Consider the following 19,164-nt stretch of genomic DNA (forward strand, 5'->3'; position numbering starts at 1 on the left):
GCCGGAATTCAATCTCTGCGACCATCGATGCACCCGATGTAGCGGCTGCCTCGCGTTGCTCGACAGCTGCTACTAGGGTTTGCGTCTGGTTTTAGAGATGCAGCGCGTGGCCAAGGGCTCGCAGCGCCGCTTCCTGTACCGCTTCGCCGAGCGTCGGATGCGCGTGGATGGTGCCGGCAATGTCTTCCAGTCGGGCGCCCATTTCCAGGCTCTGACCGAACGCCGTCGACAATTCCGACACGCCCACACCGACCGCCTGCCAGCCGACAATCACGTGATTGTCCCGACGAGCGACAACCCGCACGAAGCCGCTTTTCGATTCCAGCGTCATCGCCCGACCATTGGCCGCAAACGGGAAGCTGGAAACGATGCAGTCCAGACCCGCTGCCTTGACGTCGTCCGGAGTCTTGCCGACCACCACCAATTCCGGGTCGGTAAAGCATACGGCGGCGATGGCAGTCGGGTTGAACTCGCGGGATTTACCACTGATCAGCTCGGCAACCATCTCGCCCTGAGCCATGGCCCGGTGCGCGAGCATCGGTTCGCCGCTCAGGTCGCCGATGGCATACACATTGCGCATGCTGGTCTGGCAACGGTTGTCGATCTTGATCGCCGAGCCGTTCATGTCCAGGTTCAAACCTTCGAGGTTCCAACCCTGGGTGTTTGGTTTGCGGCCGACGGCCACCAGTACCTGATCGGTTTCCAGGTTCAGGGTGTCGCCATTCGGGTCAAGCACTTGCAGTGTATTGCTAACAGAATCAAAGCCTTGGACGCTGTGCTTCAAGTAAAGCTTCATGCCGAGCTTTTTCAGTTCGTCATGCACAGGCTGTGTGAGTTCGGCGTCGTAGGCCGGCAGGATGCGATCCTGAGCCTCGACCACGCTGACCTCGGCGCCGAGCTTGCGATAGGCAATCCCCAGCTCCAGACCGATGTAACCGCCACCGACCACGATCAGGCGTTTCGGCACGGACGTCGGCGCCAAAGCTTCGGTGGAGGAGATGATCGGGCCACCAATCGGCAGCATCGGCAGGTTCACGCTTTTCGAACCGGTGGCCAGCACCAGGTGCTCGCACTGAATGCGCGTGTCGCCGACTTCTACGGTTTTACCATCAATGACTTTCGCAAAACCTTGAATAACCTGAATTTTGTTCTTTTTCAGCAGCGCCGAAACGCCCGTGGTCAGGCGATCGACGATGCCGTCCTTCCACTCGACACTCTTGCTGATATCGAGGGTCGGCGCCGAAACGCTGATGCCCAGCGCCGAGTGCAGGCTGTGGTGCTGCGTCTGGTGAAACTGTTCGGCGACGTGGATCAACGCCTTGGACGGAATGCAACCGATGTTCAGGCACGTACCGCCCAGGGATTCGCCTTCAACCAGAATGGTCGAGATGCCCAGCTGGCCGGCACGAATCGCCGTCACATAACCGCCAGGTCCGCCGCCGATGATCAGCAGCGTGGTGTTCAGAGTTTGCATGACTTACTCCACAAACAGGGTGGCGGGTTGTTCGAGCAAGCCACGAATGGCCTGGATGAATTGCGCCGCGTCCATGCCATCGACCACGCGGTGATCGAAGGAGCTGGAGAGGTTCATCATCTTGCGAATCACGATCTGGCCTTTGACGACCATCGGGCGTTCGACGATTTTGTTGACGCCCACGATCGCCACTTCCGGCAGGTTCAGCACCGGGGTGCTGACGATACCGCCCAAGGCGCCGAGGCTGGTCAGGGTGATGGTCGAACCGGACAATTCATCGCGGCTGGCCTTGCCAATGCGCGCGGCGGTGGCCAGACGGGAGATCTCGGCGGCGCTGTCCCACAGGCTGCGGGTTTCGGCGTGACGGACCACCGGCACCATCAAACCGATGTCGGCTTGGGTGGCGATGCCCACGTGCACCGCGCCGAGGCGGGTGATGACCTGCGCTTCGTCGTCGTAACGGGCGTTGATTTGCGGGAAGTCGCGCAGGGCAACGACCAGTGCGCGGACCAGGAATGGCAGCAAGGTCAGCTTGCCGCGGGTCGCGCCGTGTTTTTCGTTCAGATGAGTGCGCAGTTCTTCCACGGCGGTGACGTCGATTTCTTCGACGTAACTGAAGTGAGCAGCGCGCTGAGTGGCGTCCTGCATACGCTGGGCGATCTTGCGGCGCATGCCGATGACCGGGATTTGTTCTTCGTCGTTACGCTGGGTGTAAGCGGCGGAAATGGTCGATTGCGGCTGCTGACCCTGGGCCAGATAGGCGTCGAGGTCTTCGTGCAGCACGCGACCGGCAGGGCCGGTGCCACGCACCAGACGCAACTGGATGCCGAGGTCCAGTGCATGTTTGCGCACGGCCGGGGAGGCCAGCGGACGCTCATCAGCATCGCGAGCAACCATCGGACCTTGGCATACGGCAGCTCGCGGTGCCGGAGAAACGACCGGTTTGCTTTCAACTACGGCTGCAACTTTCGGCGCCGCAACCGGCGCTTCTTTAACAGGCGCAGGCTGAGCCGACTCTTTAACGTTGCCCGCGCCTTCGACTTCAATGCTGATCAGGATGCTGCCAACCGCCATGACTTCGCCGGGCACACCGCCCAGCGCAATCACCTTGCCGTTCACCGGCGACGGGATGTCGACCATTGCCTTGTCAGTCATGACATCGGCGAGTACCTGATCTTCGACGACCATGTCGCCAACTTTGACGTGCCAAACCGACAATTCAACTTCTGCAATGCCTTCACCAATGTCCGGCATTTTAATAACGTGCGTGCCCATTCAGACCTCCATAACCCGATGCAAAGCCGCGCCCACTCGGGACGGGCCAGGGAAATACGCCCACTCTTGTGCGTGCGGGTAGGGAGTGTCCCAACCGGTGACGCGTTCGATAGGCGCTTCCAGGTAGTGGAAGCAGTGCTCTTGCACCAAGGCGACCAGTTCGGCGCCGAAACCGCAGGTGCGGGTCGCTTCATGAACGATCACGCAGCGGCCGGTTTTCTTCACTGACTTGACGATGGTGTCCAGGTCCAGCGGCCACAGGCTGCGCAGGTCGATGACTTCAGCGTCGATGCCGGTTTCTTCAGCCGCAACTTGCGACACGTAAACGGTGGTGCCGTAAGTCAGGATGGTCACGTCCTTGCCCGGACGGGTAATCGCGGCGACGTCCAGCGGCACGGTGTAGTAACCGTCAGGCACTTGTGCAGCCGGGTGTTTCGACCACGGGGTTACCGGACGTTCGTGGTGACCATCGAACGGGCCGTTGTACAGGCGTTTTGGCTCGAGGAAGATCACCGGGTCATCGTTTTCGATGGAGGCGATCAACAAGCCTTTGGCGTCGTAAGGGTTGGACGGCATGACCGTGCGCAAACCGCAGACCTGGGTGAACATCGCTTCGATGCTCTGGCTGTGGGTCTGGCCGCCGTAGATGCCGCCGCCGCAAGGCATGCGCAGAGTCATCGGTGCTGTGAACTCGCCGGCCGAGCGATAACGCAGGCGGGCGGCTTCGGAAATGATCTGGTCCGACGCCGGGTAAACATAATCGGCGAACTGAATCTCGGCCACTGGCCGCAGACCGTAGGCGCCCATGCCGACGGCGACGCCGACGATGCCGCTTTCGGAGATCGGCGCATCGAACACCCGGGAAGTGCCGTACTTGTTCTGCAGGCCTTCGGTGCAACGGAACACGCCGCCGAAGTAGCCGACGTCCTGGCCGAACACCACGACGTTGTCGTCACGCTCAAGCATCACATCCATGGCCGAGCGCAGGGCCTGGATCATGGTCATGGTGGTCGTGGTCATGGCGGTTTCCAACTCGATTTTATTGTTGTGATCGTTCATGTCAGATCCCCAACTCTTGACGCTGGCGCTTCAAGTGCTCCGGCATCTCTTTGTAGACGTCTTCGAACATGGTCGCGGCGCTTGGAATCTGGCCGCCGGCGAGGGTGCCGTACTGCTCGGCTTCTTTTTGCGCGGCGATCACTTCGGCTTCCAGTTCGGCGCTGACGGCGACGTGTTCCTCTTCGGACCACTGACCGATTTTCACCAGGTGCTGTTTCAGGCGTGCAATCGGGTCGCCCAACGGGAAGTAGCTCCAGTCGTCGGCAGGACGGTATTTGGACGGATCATCAGAAGTCGAGTGCGGACCGGCGCGGTAGGTGACCCATTCGATCATGGTCGGGCCGAGGTTGCGGCGGGCGCGTTCGGCGGCCCAGGCAGAGGCGGCGTATACCGCGACGAAATCGTTGCCATCGACCCGCAGGGACGCAATGCCGCAACCGACACCACGACCGGCGAACGTGGTGGCTTCACCACCGGCAATCGCCTGGAACGTGGAGATTGCCCACTGGTTGTTGACCACGTTGAGGATCACTGGCGCACGGTAAACGTGGGCGAAGGTGAGGGCGGTGTGGAAGTCGGATTCAGCGGTAGCGCCGTCGCCGATCCAGGCCGAGGCGATTTTGGTATCGCCCTTGATCGCCGAGGCCATGCCCCAGCCCACGCCTTGTACGAATTGGGTGGCGAGGTTGCCGGAAATGGTGAAGAAACCGAAATCTTTGACCGAATACATGATCGGCAGCTGGCGGCCCTTGAGCGGATCGCGCTCGTTGGACAGCAATTGGCAAATCAGGTCCACCAGCGGTACTTCACGCGCCATCAAAATGCTTTGCTGACGGTAGGTGGGGAAGCACATGTCGTCGATGTTCAAGGCCAGGGCCTGGGCGCTGCCGATGGCTTCTTCGCCAAGGCTCTGCATGTAGAACGACATTTTTTTCTGACGCTGGGCGACCACCATGCGGTTGTCGAAGATCCGCGTCTTGAGCATGGCGCGCATGCCTTTACGCAGGATCTCGGCCGGCACGCCTTCGCCCCAAGGACCGAGGGCATTGCCCTCGTCATCGAGCACGCGAATCAGGCCCTTGGCCAGATCAGCCGTGTCGGCCGGTTCAACGTCGATTGGGGGTTTGCGCACCGTGCCGGCGTCGGTCAGACGCAGGTAGGAGAAGTCGGTTTTGCAGCCAGGACGGCCCGATGGTTCGGGAACGTGCAGTTGCAGCGGTTCGTACGCTTGGTTCATGGCTTCTACGCTCGATCTTGTGAATTTCTTGTAGTGAGCTGACCGTCATTCTTCGATAAAAGAATTCTTGTCCTACAACAATCATAGGCCGGGCCAAGAAGAATATTTCTCTCTGTTTCGTTGCGTTGGCGATCATTTGAGGATAAAAAATCTGCATAAACATAAAAAACAGGTGGTTTTGTCTCATGCGCAAACTGGACCGTACCGATATCGGCATTTTGAACAGCCTTCAGGAGAACGCGCGCATCACCAATGCCGACCTCGCACGCTCGGTCAACCTGTCTCCAACCCCGTGCTTCAACCGGGTCAAGGCGATGGAAGAGTTGGGCTTGATTCGTGAGCAAGTGACGCTGCTGGATGCCGAGCTGCTGGGGCTGCATGTGAACGTGTTCATTCACGTCAGCCTGGAAAAACAGGTGGAGGAGGCGTTGCAGCACTTCGAGGAAGCGATCTCGGATCGCCCGGAAGTGATGGAGTGCTACTTGATGGCCGGCGACCCGGACTATTTGATCCGGGTGCTGGTGCCGACCATTCAGTCGCTGGAGCGCTTCATGATGGACTTCCTCACCAAAGTCCCCGGCGTCGCCAACATCCGTTCGAGCTTTGCACTCAAGCAGGTGCGCTATAAAACTGCGCTGCCGTTGCCGGCCAACGGGCTGACCCTCAACAACTAAACGCAAACCCCCTGTAGCAGCTGTCGAGCACCGCGAGGCAGCGTTCGGCTGCGAAGCAGTCGTAGAACCTGAAAACCCGTTCCTTCAGGTAAACCTCGGACGCAGCCTCGCGGTGCTCGACAGCTGCTACGAGGGGAAACTCAGAGTCTGTTGATCGGGATTTTCAGGTAAGTCACGCCATTGCCCTCGGCCGGCGGCAAATTTCCCGCCCGCACATTCACCTGGATCGCTGGCAGCAACAGCGTCGGCATGCCCAACCCCGCATCGCGCTGGGTGCGCATGGCGACGAACGCGGCTTCGTCGATACCGTCATGCATGTGAATGTTGCTTTTGCGCTGTTCGCCCACCGTGCTCATGCACTGCGGTTCACGACCCTCAGGCGGGTAATCGTGGCAGACATAAAGTCTCACGCCGGCAGGGAAAGCCAGCAATTTGCGAATCGAGGCAAACATCTGGTTGGCGTTGCCGCCGGGAAAGTCGCAGCGCGCGGTGCCCACGTCCGGCATGAACAGCGTATCGCCCACCAAAATCACATCGCTGTCGATCAGATAGGCCATGTCCGCTGGCGTATGGCCGGGAACATGCAGCGCCGTGGCTTTCAGATTGCCGATGCGGAACGATTCGTCCGGCGCGAACAGATGGTCGAACTGCGAACCATCACTGCGAAATTCCGGCTCAAGGTTGAACAGGGTCTTGAACACGCCCTGAACCTTGCTGATCGACTGACCAATCGCAATCTTCCCGCCCAGTTCCCGACGCAGATAAGGCGCGGCGGAAAGGTGATCGGCATGGGCGTGGGTTTCCAGCAGCCATTGCACTTGCAACTGATGCTCACGAACGAAGGCGATGATCTTGTCGGCCTGGACGGTGGCGGTCCGTCCGGCGGCGGGGTCGTAGTCGAGCACCGGGTCGACGATCGCGCATTGACCGCCATCGTGTTCGTAGATCACGTAGCTGTAGGTCGACGAGGCAGGGTCTAAAAAAGCTTCAATCAAGGCGGACATGGTGGCCGTTTCTTTCTGGACAAGTCATGAGGGTAGTTTCATTTTCCCTACGCTGACCAGCCCGCATCAATTCAATTAATGAAAAAAGCTGTGCGGGATCTATCCTGTCAGTCATCGATACCGGGCGCTCCCGGCTTTTTTCGCAGATCACGAGTGTTTTATGTTGCTGGCGAGTTTTTTTGGCGTGGTGATGGGGTTGGTACTCGGTTTGACCGGGGCCGGTGGCGGCATTCTTGCGGTGCCGGCGCTGGTATTGGGGTTGGGCTGGACCATGACGCAAGCCGCGCCGGTCGCACTGTTCGCGGTGGGCAGTGCGGCGGCTGTCGGCGCCATTGACGGGTTGCGCCATGGCCTGGTGCGCTACCGCGCAGCGTTGCTGATCGCCCTGCTGGGGGCGATTTTTTCGCCGATCGGCATCTACTTCGCCCATCAGTTGCCGGAAAAAATCCTGATGATCCTGTTCAGTCTGCTGATGGTCATGGTGGCCTGGCGGATGCTGCGTCGTGAGCGCCAGGACGAAGGTCCAAGCGACCACGGCCACGCCAATTGGGGCCAGAAGAACTGCATGCTCGATCAACAGACCGGGCGTTTCTCCTGGACCGCCAAGTGCACCGCGACCCTCGCGGCTCTGGGCGCTGTGACCGGTGTGGTCTCCGGGCTGCTCGGGGTGGGCGGCGGCTTCCTGATCGTTCCGGCGTTCAAGCAGCTGACCGATGTGCAGATGCGCGGAATCGTCGCCACTTCCTTGATGGTGATCAGCCTGATTTCCGCCATCGGCGTGATCGGCGCGCTTCACGCCGGGGTGCGAATCGACGGTTTGGGCGTGGCGTTTATCGTCACAAGCATCGTCGGCATGATCATTGGCCGAAAGCTTTGCGCGCGAGTCCCGGCCCGAGGATTGCAAATCAGCTTCGCCAGCATCTGTGTCGTGGTCGCCGCTTACATGCTGTTCAGAGCGGGCGTCTAGCGAGTACCGGTTCCTGTGGACGCCAGTCCGTTCCACAGGCGTACACCTTAAGTTCCGGGCCTCGCCGACGGACGGTCTTACACCGAACTTGCCGCGCATCACCGGCCACTCCAAAGCACTTCAAAACCGCCTCCAAGGCAGCGTATGACGCCGCCGGTCAGGTTTCGATAATCGCCTCCGACATCCAGTCCCCCCGCTGCGGAGCGCGTCATGCACAACAATAAGAACTTCAAGCATCGTTTCTTGCCTGCCTTCATCGCCAGTCTGTCGACCCTCGGTTTGAGCTCGATGGCCCAGGCCGAGATCGTGCTGTACGACAAGGACCAGACCACGTTTTCCACCGACGGCTACATCAACGCCTTCTATGTGAACAGCAAAGTGGACCGTGCCGGCGACCAGTTCGACCGGCGACAGGCGCGTGTGAAGATGGGGTTTCTGCCCAACTATCTGGGCTTCAACATGAGCAAGCAGGTCGATGACCTCAAGCTCGGCGCCCGATCCTCCTTCTGGGTGACCATTAACGACAGCCAAACCAACGGCACCGACACCGCCATCGACGTGCGGCAGTTCTACGGCACCGTGGCCAACCCGGAGTGGGGCGAAGTGCTGATCGGCAAGGACTTCGGCCTGTTCGCCCGTTCCAACATTCTGCTGGATGAAATGCTCGCCGGTTACGGCCAGGTCAGCGATACCCTGGGGCTGGTGGACGGTGGCGGGGTGTCGTTCGGCAACATCGGCACGGGTTATCCCTATCCGTTCCCGACTTCACAGATCACCTACCGCACGCCGGTGATGGAAGGTTTGAGGGTGGCCGTGGGGATCATGGACCCGGTGGACACCAACGACAGCAGTCCGACAGGCAAGGCTTACCAGGAGAACCCGCGTACCGAGAGCGAGATCACCTATCAGTTCGACCTCGCCGGGGCAAAGATCTACAGCTGGGTCAACGGCAGCTACCAGACGTCGGACAATACCGATTCCACCGTCCAGTCCGTCACCTCCAAAGGCGTCGGCTACGGTGTGCAAGCGAAGATGGGTGGGCTGTCGCTCACCGGCTCCGGCTTCCAGGCCAAGGGCATCAACCCGTTCTTCACCAACAACGCCGGCGAACCGACCCTGCGCAACGTCGACAGTGACGGTTACCTGCTGCAGGGCTCCTACAAACTGGGCAAGAACCGGCTGGCCTTGTCTTACGGCAAGACCAACGACGATGGGAATGGCGTGGTCGGCAGCGGCGCGGACTACGAAACACGCGGCATCGCGCTGTTCCATGACGTCAACGACAACCTCAAGCTGGTGGCCGAGTACAACCAGTTCGCGATTAACGGCCATGACACCAATGCCCAGAACGAAGACACCGACACCTTTGCGGTGGGGGCGGTACTGACCTGGTAACCCTGTAGCGACGCCGCTTACCCGTGGCGAGGGGACTTGTCGGAACGCCGCATCGCCCCGTTGGGTCGCGCAGCGGCCCCCTTCGGTTGCGCATCGACCGCAGGGGCCTGCTGCGCAGTCCAACGGGGACAAGTCCCCTCGCCACAAGGGTTCGACCGTCACAATTGTACTCATCCCATCGAAGCGCCTACCCGCTACCCAAGTAGCATACGTCGCAGCTCACAGGCTTCGTACACTCGTGCCTCATACATGCGCACCTGCGGGAGGCGACGATGCAGCAGGTCCAGAGTGATGAAGGTGTGGTCAGTGCAATGTCCCAGGCCACCGATGCCCAGCAAGTGGCGCAGGAGCTGGCGCGACAACTGTTGCACCCGCACTTGGGCTTCGTGCTGTTCTTCTGTTCCGCCGAGTACGATTTGCAGGCGCTGGGCCAGGCCTTGCAGCAAAGCTTCGGTGGTATTCGCCTGGTCGGTTGCACCAGCGCCGGGGAAATCACGCCCTTGGGCTATGGCCGCAACTGCGTGACGGCGGTGGGCTTCGACCATCGGCATTTCTCCATCGACGCCGAACTGATCTCTGAGATGGAGCGCTTCAGCCTGATCGACGCCCAGCAAATGGTCGAGCGACTGGTCGGTGGCTGTCGCAGCAACACCCAGGCGCCGATCAAGGGCAACAGCTTTGCCCTGACCCTGCTCGATGGCTTGTCCAGTCGTGAAGAAATGGTCCTCGCGGCCCTGAGCGCGGCGTTGGGCGATATCCCGCATTTCGGCGGTTCGGCCGGCGACGACAATTACCTGACACACACCCATGTCTATTTTAATGGCGAGTTCCACAGCGGCGCGGCGGTGGTGGTGCTGGTCAATACCTGGCTGGATTTCGAGGTGTTCACCACTCACCACATCCTGCCTCGGGCGGAAAAACTGGTGGTCACCGGAGCCGACAGCGCCTCGCGCCGGGTATTCGAACTCAACGCCGAACCCGCCGCCGAGGAGTACGCCCGGCACATCGGTGTACCGGTGGCGGAGCTCGATCATCGGATCTTCGCCGCGCACCCTTTGGCCGTGCGGATCAACGATCAGTATTACGTGCGGGCAATCCAGCAGGTTCACCCGGACCTGAGCCTGAGTTTCTACTGCGCGGTGGAAAACGGCATCGTCCTCACCGTCATGACGCCCGGCCCGATGCTGCCGAATCTGCAAACCCTGTTCGAAGGCTTGCAGGAGCGCCTCGGCGATCTGTTGCTGACCATCGGCTGCGACTGCTTTCTCAGGCGTCTGGAACTGGAAGACGGCGGCAATCTGGAGCAGATCGGAACGTTTTTGCGTGACCAACGGGTGATGGGTTTCAACACCTACGGAGAACAGTTCAATGGCATGCACATCAACCAGACCTTCACCGGGGTTGCCATTGCCCGAGGCCGGTCCCCTGGACATCGCTGATCTTCAGGCGCAGATCGCCAGCCTGCAGCGCGACAACCACAAACTGCAGCGCATCAATGGCGCGCTGATCGAGCGGATCGAGTCGGGCATCACCCGCGGCAATGACCCCTACGCGGCGTTCCAGCATTCGGTGGTGCTGGCCGAGCAGGTGCGTGAGCGCACCGACGCCTTGAACCAGGCCATGGCCGAACTCAAGTCGGGCAATCACTTGCTCAGCGAGGCGCGCCTGCGGGCGGAAACCGCGCATCAGCATTTGATCGATGCCATCGAGAGCATTTCCGATGCGTTTGTGCTGTTCGATGCGGACCAGCGAATCGTCTTGTTCAATAGCCGTTTCAAGGCGTTCTGGGGCAACAGCCGGGTGCGGATCAACGCCGGCATGCGCCTGGCCGAGGTCAAGCGGCTGATGTCCGCCACCGGGCTGTTCACTGAAGAGCCGCGCGGGCATGCCGACGAAAACCTGCTCTATCGTCTGCAGGACGGTCGCTGGTTGCAAGTCAGCGAAAGGCCGACCCAGGAAGGCGGGCGGGTGATCCTGTTCACCGACATTACCGACGTCAAACTCAGCGAAACCGTGCGCCGAGAGCAGGCGGTGGCGCAGAAATCCCATTTGTTGCAACGGGCGGTCGACAACCTGTCCCAAGGCGTGGCCATGGTCAACGCCGAGGGCATTCTGGAGTTGTGGAACCGGCGTTTCCTTGAACTGAGCGGCCTGGCCCCGGTGGCGGCTCATCGACCGTTTGCCGAAGTGATCGGCGACAGCGAGTTGAACCTGCTGACCCCGGCCAGTCGGGATCTAAACGGGCGGCACGTGCAGGAATGCGAGCAGCGTCTCTACGATGGCCGGGTGCTGGAAATCCGCACCCATCCGTTGCCTACCGGCGGCTTCGTCAACACCTTCACCGACATCACTGAACGCTACCAACACGCCGAAGCGCTGAGCGAAAGCGAGCGCTGGATTCGCCTGATCACCGACCATGTGCCGGCGCTGATTGCCTACCTCAATGCCGACCTGGTCTACGAGTTCACCAACAAGGTGTATGAAGAATGGTACTGCTGGCCTCGGGGCGTGATGCTTGGGCAGAGCCTGCGCGAAGTCCACAGCGAACAGCATTACCAGCGCCTGGAAGCCTACGTGGCCCGGGCCCTGGCCGGTGAGAGCGTGACGTTCGAGTTCGCCGAAACCAACATCAACAACCAGGAGCGCTACATGCTGCGCTCCTACGTACCCAATCGCCTGGCCACCGGGGAAGTGGTGGGGATTTTCGTGTTGATCCGCGACATCACCGAACGCCGCCGCACCGCTGAAGCGCTGCACCAGGCCTATCAGAATCTAGAGTTGCGGGTGCGCGAACGGACAGCGGAACTGACCACGCTCAATGACCAGTTGCTGCGCGAGATCGATGAGCGTAGGCGGGCGGAATCTCGCCTGCGTGAAGCCAAACTCGAAGCCGAACAGGCCAACCTGTCGAAAACCAAGTTTCTCGCTGCCGTCAGTCATGACCTGCTGCAACCGCTCAACGCTGCGCGGCTGTTTACCAGCGCGTTGCTTGAACGGCGGGAGCCGGTGGCCAATGCGATTTTGGTGCGTAATGTCAGCAACTCCCTGGAAGACGTGGAGAACCTGCTGGGCACCCTGGTCGATATCTCCAAACTGGATGCCGGGGTGATCAAGGCTGACATTGCGCCGTTCGCCCTGAGCGAATTGTTGGAAAACCTCGCGGCCGAGTACACCCAGGTGGCTCGCAGCGAAGGCCTGGAGCTGCATTTCATTCCCTGTTCGGCACTGGTGCGCAGTGACATTCAGTTGCTGGCGAGGATTCTTCGAAATCTGCTGAGCAACGCCATTCGCTACACCTACAGCGGTCGCGTGGTGCTGGGTTGCCGGCGTCATCACCAGCGCCTGTCGATCGAGGTTTGGGACAGCGGCATGGGCATTGCCGAAAACCGCCTCGAGGAGATTTTTCAGGAATTCAAACGCGGTGACGTGCAGCGTCCGGATCAGGATCGCGGGTTAGGTCTGGGCCTGGCGATCGTCGAAAAAATCGCCGGGATTCTCGGTCACCGCATTCACGTGCGTTCGTGGCCGGGCAAGGGCTCGATGTTCTCGGTTGAAGTGCCGCTCAGCGCCACGGCACCCAAGGCGCTGCCGAGTCTGCTGATGAGTGAGCCGATGCTTGAACGTCTGCGTGGGGCGCGGGTGTGGGTGCTGGACAACGACGCGGCCATTTGCGCCGGTATGCGCACGTTGCTCGAAGGGTGGGGGTGTCTGGTGGTCACGGCACTGTCGGAGCAGGACCTGGCGCGGCAAGTGGACAACTATCACGAAGAAGCCGATTTGCTGATCGCCGACTATCACCTCAATGACGATCAGAACGGCGTCGATGCCGTCGCCCGAATCAACGCCCGTCGCGGTTCAGCCATTCCGGCAATGATGATCACCGCTAATTACAGCAATGAACTCAAGCAGCAGATCCGCGAACTGGGCCACACCCTGATGCACAAACCGGTGCGGCCGATGAAGCTCAAGACGGCGATGAGTCACTTGCTCGGTCAATCCCGATAACCTGAGCCAATCCTGAACCTGTAGCAGCTGGCGAAGCCTGCGTTCGGCTGCGAAGCAGTCGTGAATTCAGACACCGAGGTTTGTCAGGAGGACTGCGCCGCCTGGATTTACGACTGCTGCGCAGCCGAACGCAGGCTTCGCCAGCTGCTACAGAGGGTGCATTTCAGCGCCGCAAATACGATCCGAAATCTATGTCGCCGGCACTCAAGATCGCCTGCACCCGATTGTGCACATTGAGTTTGCGCAGGATTGCCGAGACGTGGGCCTTGACTGTGGTTTCGGCGATTTCCAGGGTGTAGGCGATCTGTTTGTTCGACTCGCCCTTGGTCATGCGTTCGAGCACCAGCAACTGCTTGCGGGTCAAGGCCTGGAGCAGTTCAGGTGGGAAGCTCGGGGCATCGTTCATGCGCCTTGTACCGCATTTTTGTGTGCGGATGATGTCCGGCGGCAAGTAGACATTGCCGTTGAGGATCTGCTGGATGGCCTCGGTCATCTGCACCCGTGGCGAGGATTTGGTGATGAAACCCACCGCACCATAAGTGATGGCTTGCAGCACAACTTGTTTGTCCTGTTCGGCCGAGACGATCACCACCGGAATGGTTGGCGCCTCGTTGCGCAGGTTGATCAGGCCATTGAGGCCGTGCATGCCGGGCATGTTCAGGTCGAGCAGGATCAGGTCCAGATCGTCGTGTTCCTGCGTCAGCAACAGGGCGCTGTCCAGGTCGGCGGTTTCCATCACCTCGCTGCCGGGGAAACCGTCGCTGATGACGTTATGAATGGCTTCGCGAAACAGCGGGTGATCGTCGGCAATCAGAATTTTGTACATAGCCTTTCACCTCATTATTTTGATTAGGGTGTGGCAACAACTCGCACGCGTAAAGGTCAGGGGAAGGGCTCGGGCTGGGCGGGCGTCACGGGCAGGTTGGCGGCCTGCCAGGCGTCCAGGCCGTCGCGATACCAATACAGCGTCTTATAGCCCATGGCGGCGGCGCGCTTCACGGCGTTCCAGCTCAGCCAGCAATCGGCGCGGCAGTAGAAGACCAGCGGTTGCGAGAGATCACCTGCAGTCAATGTGTTCAGCTTACGCGCAAAATAGTCCTGCCAGTCGGGCGTCAGGTCACCGTCGCCGGTATTGGCCAGCCAATGGCTGCCGGGGAGGTTTTCGTGGGGCTGGTCCTCGATGAAACGTCCTTGCAACCACTGGCGGCGGTAGACGTCGATCAGCACCGGACGCGGTGTCTGGGTCAGCAGGGTTTGCAGGGCCGCGGTATCGATGATGCCGGCGCCCTGGACTTGATTCGGGGTCGGGCTGCGGTACAGACCGATGCGATAGCCGTCAGCGGAAAACAGCGGTGTTTCGGCCTGCGCGGCGCCCAGTAACAGGCTCAGCGACAGCGCAACGAGAGAAGGGCGTAGCAGACGACGTCGGGCACGCGGCATGGGGTTCAATCCTTATAGTTATGAACCTATTACATGCCAGTCTCGGTGCGATTGGAATGCGACGATAGACAGGAAAACCAGTACTAAAGTAGTAATTTCAGCCTGTTCAACACAAATCCCCTGTGGGAGCGTGTTGTTAGGTGGATTTGCGTAAGGCGGCGTGTTGCGGGTTGAAGGTGAGCACGGCGAGTAGCGCGAACACCAGCGTCAGCCCCACACACACCGCCAGCGCCAACGGATTGAAGCGTTCATACAAGGCAAATCGCACCAGTTCCACCGCATGGGTGAACGGGCTCAATGTGCACAACCAGTACAGCCACTCGCTGGACTCGCGCATTTTCCACAGTGGATACAGCGCCGACGACAGGAAAAACAGCGGGAAGATCACGAAATTCATCACCCCGGCAAAGTTCTCCAGCTGGCGGATGGCGTTGGACAGCAACAAACCCAGCGCGCTGAGCATCAACGCCACCAGCAGCAACGCCGGCAAGGCGATCAACAGCCCCATGGCCGGTGGTTGCACGCCGTACACCCAGGCAATCGCCAGAAAGGCGTAGACCTGCAACAGCGAGATCAGCGAGGTGGCCAACAGTTTGCTGCACAGCAGGAAAGTGCGGGGCAGGGGGCTGGTCAGCAGTACGCGCATGCTGCCCATTTCCCGGTCGTAAACCATCGACAACGAACCTTGCATGCCGTTGAACAGCAGGATCATGCAGGCAAGACCAGGGATGATGTACACCTCATACGGAATGTAGGTGTCATAGGGCTCAATGATCGCGATCCCGAGTGCGGCGCGAAAACCGGCGGCGAACACCAGCAGCCATAGCAGTGGCCGTACCAAAGCGCTGAGAAACCGCGTGCGCTGCAACACAAAACGCAGCCATTCACGCAGCACGATGCCGCTGAAACATTGCCAATAGGCGTTCATTGGGCAGCTCCTGAGGTCGTCAGTCGAGTGAAGGCCGAACCCAGGTCCCCGCCGTGCTCCAGGCTAAGGGCGTCCGCTTGTCCGCTGGCGACCAGCCGGCCCTGATGCAGGATCAACAAGTCATCGCTGGGCTGCACTTCATCCAGTAAATGGGTGGTCCAGAGCACGCTGATATTCTGCTCACGGCATAGGCTGCGAATGTGTTGATTGAGCGCCAGCCGACTGGCCGGGTCGAGGCCGACGCTGGCTTCGTCGAGCAACAGCAGGTGTGGCTCATGCAGCAAGGCGCGGGCGATTTCCACCCGGCGGCGGTGACCGCCATTTAGCTCACGGACCCGCTCGCGACGGCGTTCGGTCAAGGCTTGGCGGGCCAGTTCGGCGTCGACCCGCAGGCCGGTCTGACGCCGGGACATTCCATGCAGCGCGGCGTGATAACGCAGGTTTTGCTCGACGCTGAGGTCCAGGTCCAACGTGCTTTGCTGAAACACCACCCCCAATTGTTTGAGCGCCGGACGCGCCGCGTTGCGCAACGAACAACCGCCGACGCGGATGTCACCGCGCTGCAAATCGTAGAGTCGAGTGAGCAGGGCAATCAGCGTCGATTTGCCCGCGCCGTTCGGTCCCAGCAATGCAGCGAAACGGCCAGGTGCCAGGCTGAAACTCACCTGACGCAATGCCTCTTTCGCACCATAAGCAAAGCTCAGCTCGCTGACTTCCAGTGCGTTCATGGCGTCACCACCACGCCCCACGGATAGCGCCCGACCTTGATCGACTTGGTGACCTTGAGGCTGTCGACATCAATCACCGACACATCGCCGCTGACGCCGTTGGTGGCCAGTAATTGCTTTTGATCGGGGGTAAACGACATCTGCCAGACACGCCGGCCGACCAGCAGGTAATCAAGGATTTCGAAGGTCTTGGCGTCGATCACCGCCACATGATTGGCCGGGCCGAGGGCGACGAAACCGTACTTGCCGTCGGCGCTGAGCTTGATCCCCACCGGCTGCACTTTGTCCGGGTGCACGCCCTTGATCTGGAAGGTCAGGGTCTTGAGGACCTTGCGGGTGGCGACGTCGAGAATGGTCACCGTGCCGCCGATTTCCGCCGAGGCCCAGAGTTTGGAGCCATCCGGCGTGAACTCGACGAAGCGCGGCCGCTGATCCACCAGGGTGCTATCGGCCAGGGTCTGGGTGCTGGTGTCGATCCAGTGCAGCATATTGGTGGTTTCGCTGGTGTTCACCGCCCACTTGCCGTCGGGGCTGACGGCCATGCCTTCGGGTTCGACGCCGACGTTGATCTGGCTCAGCACCTTGGAGGTTTCGGTGTCGATCACTGTCACCAGTGCATCGTCTTCGTTGGAAACGTACAGCCAGCGATTATTCGGGTGCAGGGCGAACTGCTCAGGGTCTTTGCCCGAGGGCAGCTCCTTGATGATTTTGCGCGTGGCAACGTCCATCACCTGGACCCGGTCCGAGTCACTGGCGCAGATGTACAGCAGCTTATTGTCGTGGGACAGCAGCAGACCGCGCGGGCGCTGGCCGACGGGCAGGGTGTCGGTGACCTGCAGGGTCTGCAGGTCGATCAGGCTCAGGCTGTTGTCCTTTTCGTTGGAGACCCAGGCGGTGCTGGCCGCGGCCTGCCCGGCGGCGAGCAACAGGGCCCAGAAAAGCAGGGAGCGGCAGAGCAGGGTGCGACGCATGGCAGATTCCTTGTTGTTTTAATTATCGGGTCAGGGAAAGCGGCAGCTCACCTCGGGTTTGTCGTAGCCCAAGCTGTCCATTTCGTTGAACGGGTGCAGGAAACCGTCTTGGGGCGACGTACTGACCAGCGCCCGGGGCTGCACGATGGGAATGGGTTGGCGCAACTGGCCGTTCCACGGCCGATAACTGAGCTTGCGACCCTTGAAGCCGTCCAGCGGCAATTGATCGCTGATCTCAAGCGTACGGATCGCGATCGGATCGACCTGACGCAGTTTGCTCACGGCACTGGCGATGCTGCGCACGGCGATCCACGCGGCGAAATCGCGGTCATTCATCCAGCGCCCCGTCAGGGCTTCGAAGCGTTTCTGCAATTGGGCGGCGCCGTAGGTTTCCACGGTTTTGTGCCAGCCCACCGGGGTCAGACCCTGAGTGCCGGCGACCGGCCGTGGGTACCAGGTCTGATAGGGCACGTATTCGCCGAAATCGCCGCGTTCATCCGCGACCAGCACCACGTCGTACTCGGCGGTCTGGGTGAACAGCGGCATGTCGGCCTGGGCGCTGCGACGCTGATCATTGTCGAAACTCCAGGCTTTTTCCGCGACCAGTTTCAAGCCGAAGCGTTTGGCCGCGCGGCCCAGCGCGGCGGCATAGGCTTGATCGTCCGGGGTCGGGCCGACGATCAGCAGCGCCCGTTGCCATTTGCGCACCACCAGAAATTGCGCCAGCGCATCGGCCAGCATCGCCCGGCTCGGCAGGCTGTGCAGCACGTTTGGCAGGCAGTCGGTGGTGCGCAGGCTGTCGTCGGGGCTGCCGGCGTTGAACAGCAAGCTGTCGGGCAGTACGGCGCTGAGTTGGCGCAGGCTGGCGGCCGGTGCGTTGACGACAAACAGGCGCAGCCCTTGTTCATGCTGAGCCTTGGCCTCTTCGACCAAGGCATCCGGATTGTCGACGTTGGCGCTGACCAGGCTGTAGCTCTGGTTCAGGAAACGCCCGGTGCTGTTGCTGTCAGTAATCGCCAGTTCGGCGCCACGCAGCCCGGCATCCACCGGCTCGGGAATGACGTTCGACAGCAACGGGCCTGGATCAGGGCGATAGCCCAGGTAGCCGATCTGCACCTGCAACGGCGCATCGGCGGCCTGGCTCTGGGTCGCCAGCCCGGCGGCACAGGCAATCGCCAACAGGTAGATCAGGGCGTAAGGGGCAAGCTGGCGCATAAGGCACTCCATTACAGGTAGCGCCAGCATAGGAACGCTGTGAGGCAGAAGGAAATATGCAGAAAGTACCAGTGAGCCAGTACCAAGGTAGTAACTCGCCCGCGCCGTTGTTGGTCTTGCCCGCGCCATCGGGGCGATCAGTGTTGCACCCGCGGTTGCCGGGAATACTTGCCGTACGGCACCTGATTCAGCTGTGCGTCACAAGCCCTACTACCAAGGAACTAGACGGCGAACACCAAAGCAGCATGGGGCTTGCGCGAAGCCGTTCCTAAGATGGGTGCCATAGCCTCTGCCAAGAGGTTTTGCGTGCAATCAAGAGGGCATAACAATGACAACAAAACGCAACGCCTTACTCGTTGCCGGTCTGCTGGCCGGTCTTATCAGCGCAGGTTCCGTCTGGGCCCACGGTAATGTGGTGCCGCAAGCGGTGGAAACTCCAGGCCTGACTCCGATCAAGGACGCTGGCGTGCCGGTCGATGAAGATGGGTGGGCATCGGTGAACCCTTACCGCGCCTCGCCGGAACATGATAAGGCCCTGGAAATCGGCTCCTCGGCGTACAACCAGAACTGTGCGGCCTGTCATGGCCTGGAAGCCAAATCCGGCGGCATCGCCCCCGATTTGCGCATGCTGGATGTCGCTGATGCCGGTGATGAGTGGTTCGTCCAACGCGTGCGCCATGGCGCCGTGCGTGACGGCCGGGTCTACATGCCGAAGATGGCCGACTACCTGAGCCAGGAAGCTTTGTGGGCGGTACGCACCTATCTGGACAGCGTTCACGTCGAGGAGTAACC

17 protein-coding genes are annotated in these 19,164 nt (G+C 60.7%); 6 read left to right on the forward strand and 11 right to left on the reverse strand.

Annotation, left to right across the window (positions count from 1 at the left end; all coding sequences use genetic code 11):
• Positions 1-91 precede the first annotated feature (91 nt).
• From lpdA to MO767_RS01075, 4 genes are read right to left on the reverse strand one after another with little or no spacing between them, the layout of a single operon-like run.
• Complete coding sequence (lpdA, locus tag MO767_RS01060; protein WP_282479023.1) at positions 92-1,474, reverse strand: dihydrolipoyl dehydrogenase; 1,383 nt, start codon at positions 1,472-1,474, stop codon at positions 92-94.
• Positions 1,475-1,477: 3 nt separating this feature from the next.
• Positions 1,478-2,749, reverse strand: coding sequence for a dihydrolipoamide acetyltransferase family protein (locus MO767_RS01065; protein WP_282479024.1), 1,272 nt, complete (start codon positions 2,747-2,749; stop codon positions 1,478-1,480).
• Complete coding sequence (locus MO767_RS01070; protein ID WP_033054499.1) at positions 2,750-3,808, reverse strand: alpha-ketoacid dehydrogenase subunit beta; 1,059 nt, start codon at positions 3,806-3,808, stop codon at positions 2,750-2,752.
• Between the two features lies 1 nt (position 3,809).
• A complete protein-coding gene (locus MO767_RS01075; protein ID WP_134421677.1) occupies positions 3,810-5,045 on the reverse strand; it encodes a 3-methyl-2-oxobutanoate dehydrogenase (2-methylpropanoyl-transferring) subunit alpha in 1,236 nt (411 codons plus the stop codon).
• Positions 5,046-5,230: 185 nt separating this feature from the next.
• On the opposite strand from MO767_RS01075, the gene bkdR reads away from it, so the two are divergent.
• Positions 5,231-5,719, forward strand: coding sequence for a Bkd operon transcriptional regulator BkdR (gene bkdR, locus MO767_RS01080; RefSeq protein ID WP_033054503.1), 489 nt, complete (start codon positions 5,231-5,233; stop codon positions 5,717-5,719).
• A gap of 140 nt (positions 5,720-5,859) precedes the next feature.
• Here bkdR and MO767_RS01085 read toward each other — a convergent pair whose 3' ends face one another.
• Entirely contained in the window at positions 5,860-6,723 is an 864-nt protein-coding gene (locus MO767_RS01085; protein ID WP_282479025.1) for an MBL fold metallo-hydrolase, read from the reverse strand.
• A gap of 160 nt (positions 6,724-6,883) precedes the next feature.
• Here MO767_RS01085 and MO767_RS01090 point away from each other — a divergent pair, with 160 nt between their 5' ends.
• The 4 genes from MO767_RS01090 (at position 6,884) to nahK (ending at position 13,090) form a co-directional block, all read left to right on the forward strand.
• Positions 6,884-7,690, forward strand: coding sequence for a sulfite exporter TauE/SafE family protein (locus tag MO767_RS01090; RefSeq protein ID WP_282479026.1), 807 nt, complete (start codon positions 6,884-6,886; stop codon positions 7,688-7,690).
• A gap of 210 nt (positions 7,691-7,900) precedes the next feature.
• Positions 7,901-9,085 carry a porin gene (locus MO767_RS01095; protein ID WP_282479027.1) on the forward strand — a complete coding sequence of 395 codons (1,185 nt, stop codon included), beginning with the start codon at positions 7,901-7,903 and terminating at the stop codon, positions 9,083-9,085.
• A gap of 272 nt (positions 9,086-9,357) precedes the next feature.
• Positions 9,358-10,524 (forward strand): nitric oxide-sensing protein NosP, encoded by a 1,167-nt coding sequence (gene nosP / locus MO767_RS01100; RefSeq protein ID WP_282479028.1) that lies wholly within the window; start codon positions 9,358-9,360, stop codon positions 10,522-10,524.
• On the forward strand, positions 10,493-13,090 hold the full coding sequence (gene nahK, locus MO767_RS01105) for a hybrid sensor histidine kinase/response regulator NahK/ErcS' (RefSeq protein ID WP_282479339.1): 2,598 nt from the start codon (positions 10,493-10,495) through the stop codon (positions 13,088-13,090). The genes nosP and nahK overlap by 32 nt, the downstream gene beginning before the upstream one ends.
• 163 nt (positions 13,091-13,253) lie before the next feature.
• Here nahK and MO767_RS01110 read toward each other — a convergent pair whose 3' ends face one another.
• The 6 genes from MO767_RS01110 to MO767_RS01135 form a co-directional block, all read right to left on the reverse strand.
• The gene (locus MO767_RS01110; RefSeq protein WP_282479029.1) at positions 13,254-13,916 is read right to left on the reverse strand and encodes a response regulator transcription factor; all 663 of its coding nucleotides are present in this window, start codon (positions 13,914-13,916) and stop codon (positions 13,254-13,256) included.
• A 56-nt stretch (positions 13,917-13,972) separates the two neighbouring features.
• Positions 13,973-14,530, reverse strand: a complete 558-nt coding sequence (locus MO767_RS01115) for a PQQ-dependent catabolism-associated CXXCW motif protein (RefSeq protein WP_282479030.1) — start codon at positions 14,528-14,530, stop codon at positions 13,973-13,975.
• 136 nt (positions 14,531-14,666) lie between these two features.
• Positions 14,667-15,458, reverse strand: coding sequence for an ABC transporter permease (locus tag MO767_RS01120; RefSeq protein ID WP_282479031.1), 792 nt, complete (start codon positions 15,456-15,458; stop codon positions 14,667-14,669).
• Positions 15,455-16,186, reverse strand: a complete 732-nt coding sequence (locus tag MO767_RS01125) for an ABC transporter ATP-binding protein (RefSeq protein WP_282479032.1) — start codon at positions 16,184-16,186, stop codon at positions 15,455-15,457. Before MO767_RS01125 ends, MO767_RS01120 begins: the two co-directional genes overlap by 4 nt.
• Positions 16,183-17,157, reverse strand: a complete 975-nt coding sequence (locus MO767_RS01130; RefSeq protein WP_282479033.1) for a YVTN family beta-propeller repeat protein — start codon at positions 17,155-17,157, stop codon at positions 16,183-16,185. The genes MO767_RS01125 and MO767_RS01130 overlap by 4 nt, the downstream gene beginning before the upstream one ends.
• Before the next feature lie 30 nt (positions 17,158-17,187).
• On the reverse strand, positions 17,188-18,372 hold the full coding sequence (locus MO767_RS01135) for an ABC transporter substrate-binding protein (protein ID WP_282479034.1): 1,185 nt from the start codon (positions 18,370-18,372) through the stop codon (positions 17,188-17,190).
• 328 nt (positions 18,373-18,700) lie between these two features.
• Between MO767_RS01135 and pedF the strand changes: the two genes are divergently transcribed.
• A complete protein-coding gene (gene pedF / locus MO767_RS01140) occupies positions 18,701-19,162 on the forward strand; it encodes a cytochrome c-550 PedF (RefSeq protein ID WP_282479035.1) in 462 nt (153 codons plus the stop codon).
• The last annotated feature ends 2 nt before the right edge of the window (positions 19,163-19,164 follow it).

The sequence above is a fragment of the Pseudomonas sp. UYIF39 genome, assembly GCF_029963765.1.
In the GTDB taxonomy this organism is placed as follows: Bacteria; Pseudomonadota; Gammaproteobacteria; order Pseudomonadales; family Pseudomonadaceae; genus Aquipseudomonas.

Coding starts and splice junctions, on each gene's coding strand:
- bkdR (WP_033054503.1), top strand. CDS start 5,231: ATGCGCAAACTGGACCGTACCGATATCGGCATTTTGAACAGCCTTCAG.
- MO767_RS01115 (WP_282479030.1), bottom strand. CDS start 14,530: ATGCCGCGTGCCCGACGTCGTCTGCTACGCCCTTCTCTCGTTGCGCTG.
- MO767_RS01120 (WP_282479031.1), bottom strand. CDS start 15,458: ATGAACGCCTATTGGCAATGTTTCAGCGGCATCGTGCTGCGTGAATGG.
- MO767_RS01075 (WP_134421677.1), bottom strand. CDS start 5,045: ATGAACCAAGCGTACGAACCGCTGCAACTGCACGTTCCCGAACCATCG.
- MO767_RS01130 (WP_282479033.1), bottom strand. CDS start 17,157: ATGCGTCGCACCCTGCTCTGCCGCTCCCTGCTTTTCTGGGCCCTGTTG.
- MO767_RS01135 (WP_282479034.1), bottom strand. CDS start 18,372: ATGCGCCAGCTTGCCCCTTACGCCCTGATCTACCTGTTGGCGATTGCC.
- MO767_RS01070 (WP_033054499.1), bottom strand. CDS start 3,808: ATGAACGATCACAACAATAAAATCGAGTTGGAAACCGCCATGACCACG.
- lpdA (WP_282479023.1), bottom strand. CDS start 1,474: ATGCAAACTCTGAACACCACGCTGCTGATCATCGGCGGCGGACCTGGC.
- nosP (WP_282479028.1), top strand. CDS start 9,358: ATGCAGCAGGTCCAGAGTGATGAAGGTGTGGTCAGTGCAATGTCCCAG.
- MO767_RS01090 (WP_282479026.1), top strand. CDS start 6,884: ATGTTGCTGGCGAGTTTTTTTGGCGTGGTGATGGGGTTGGTACTCGGT.
- MO767_RS01110 (WP_282479029.1), bottom strand. CDS start 13,916: ATGTACAAAATTCTGATTGCCGACGATCACCCGCTGTTTCGCGAAGCC.
- pedF (WP_282479035.1), top strand. CDS start 18,701: ATGACAACAAAACGCAACGCCTTACTCGTTGCCGGTCTGCTGGCCGGT.
- MO767_RS01125 (WP_282479032.1), bottom strand. CDS start 16,186: ATGAACGCACTGGAAGTCAGCGAGCTGAGCTTTGCTTATGGTGCGAAA.
- MO767_RS01065 (WP_282479024.1), bottom strand. CDS start 2,749: ATGGGCACGCACGTTATTAAAATGCCGGACATTGGTGAAGGCATTGCA.
- MO767_RS01085 (WP_282479025.1), bottom strand. CDS start 6,723: ATGTCCGCCTTGATTGAAGCTTTTTTAGACCCTGCCTCGTCGACCTAC.
- MO767_RS01095 (WP_282479027.1), top strand. CDS start 7,901: ATGCACAACAATAAGAACTTCAAGCATCGTTTCTTGCCTGCCTTCATC.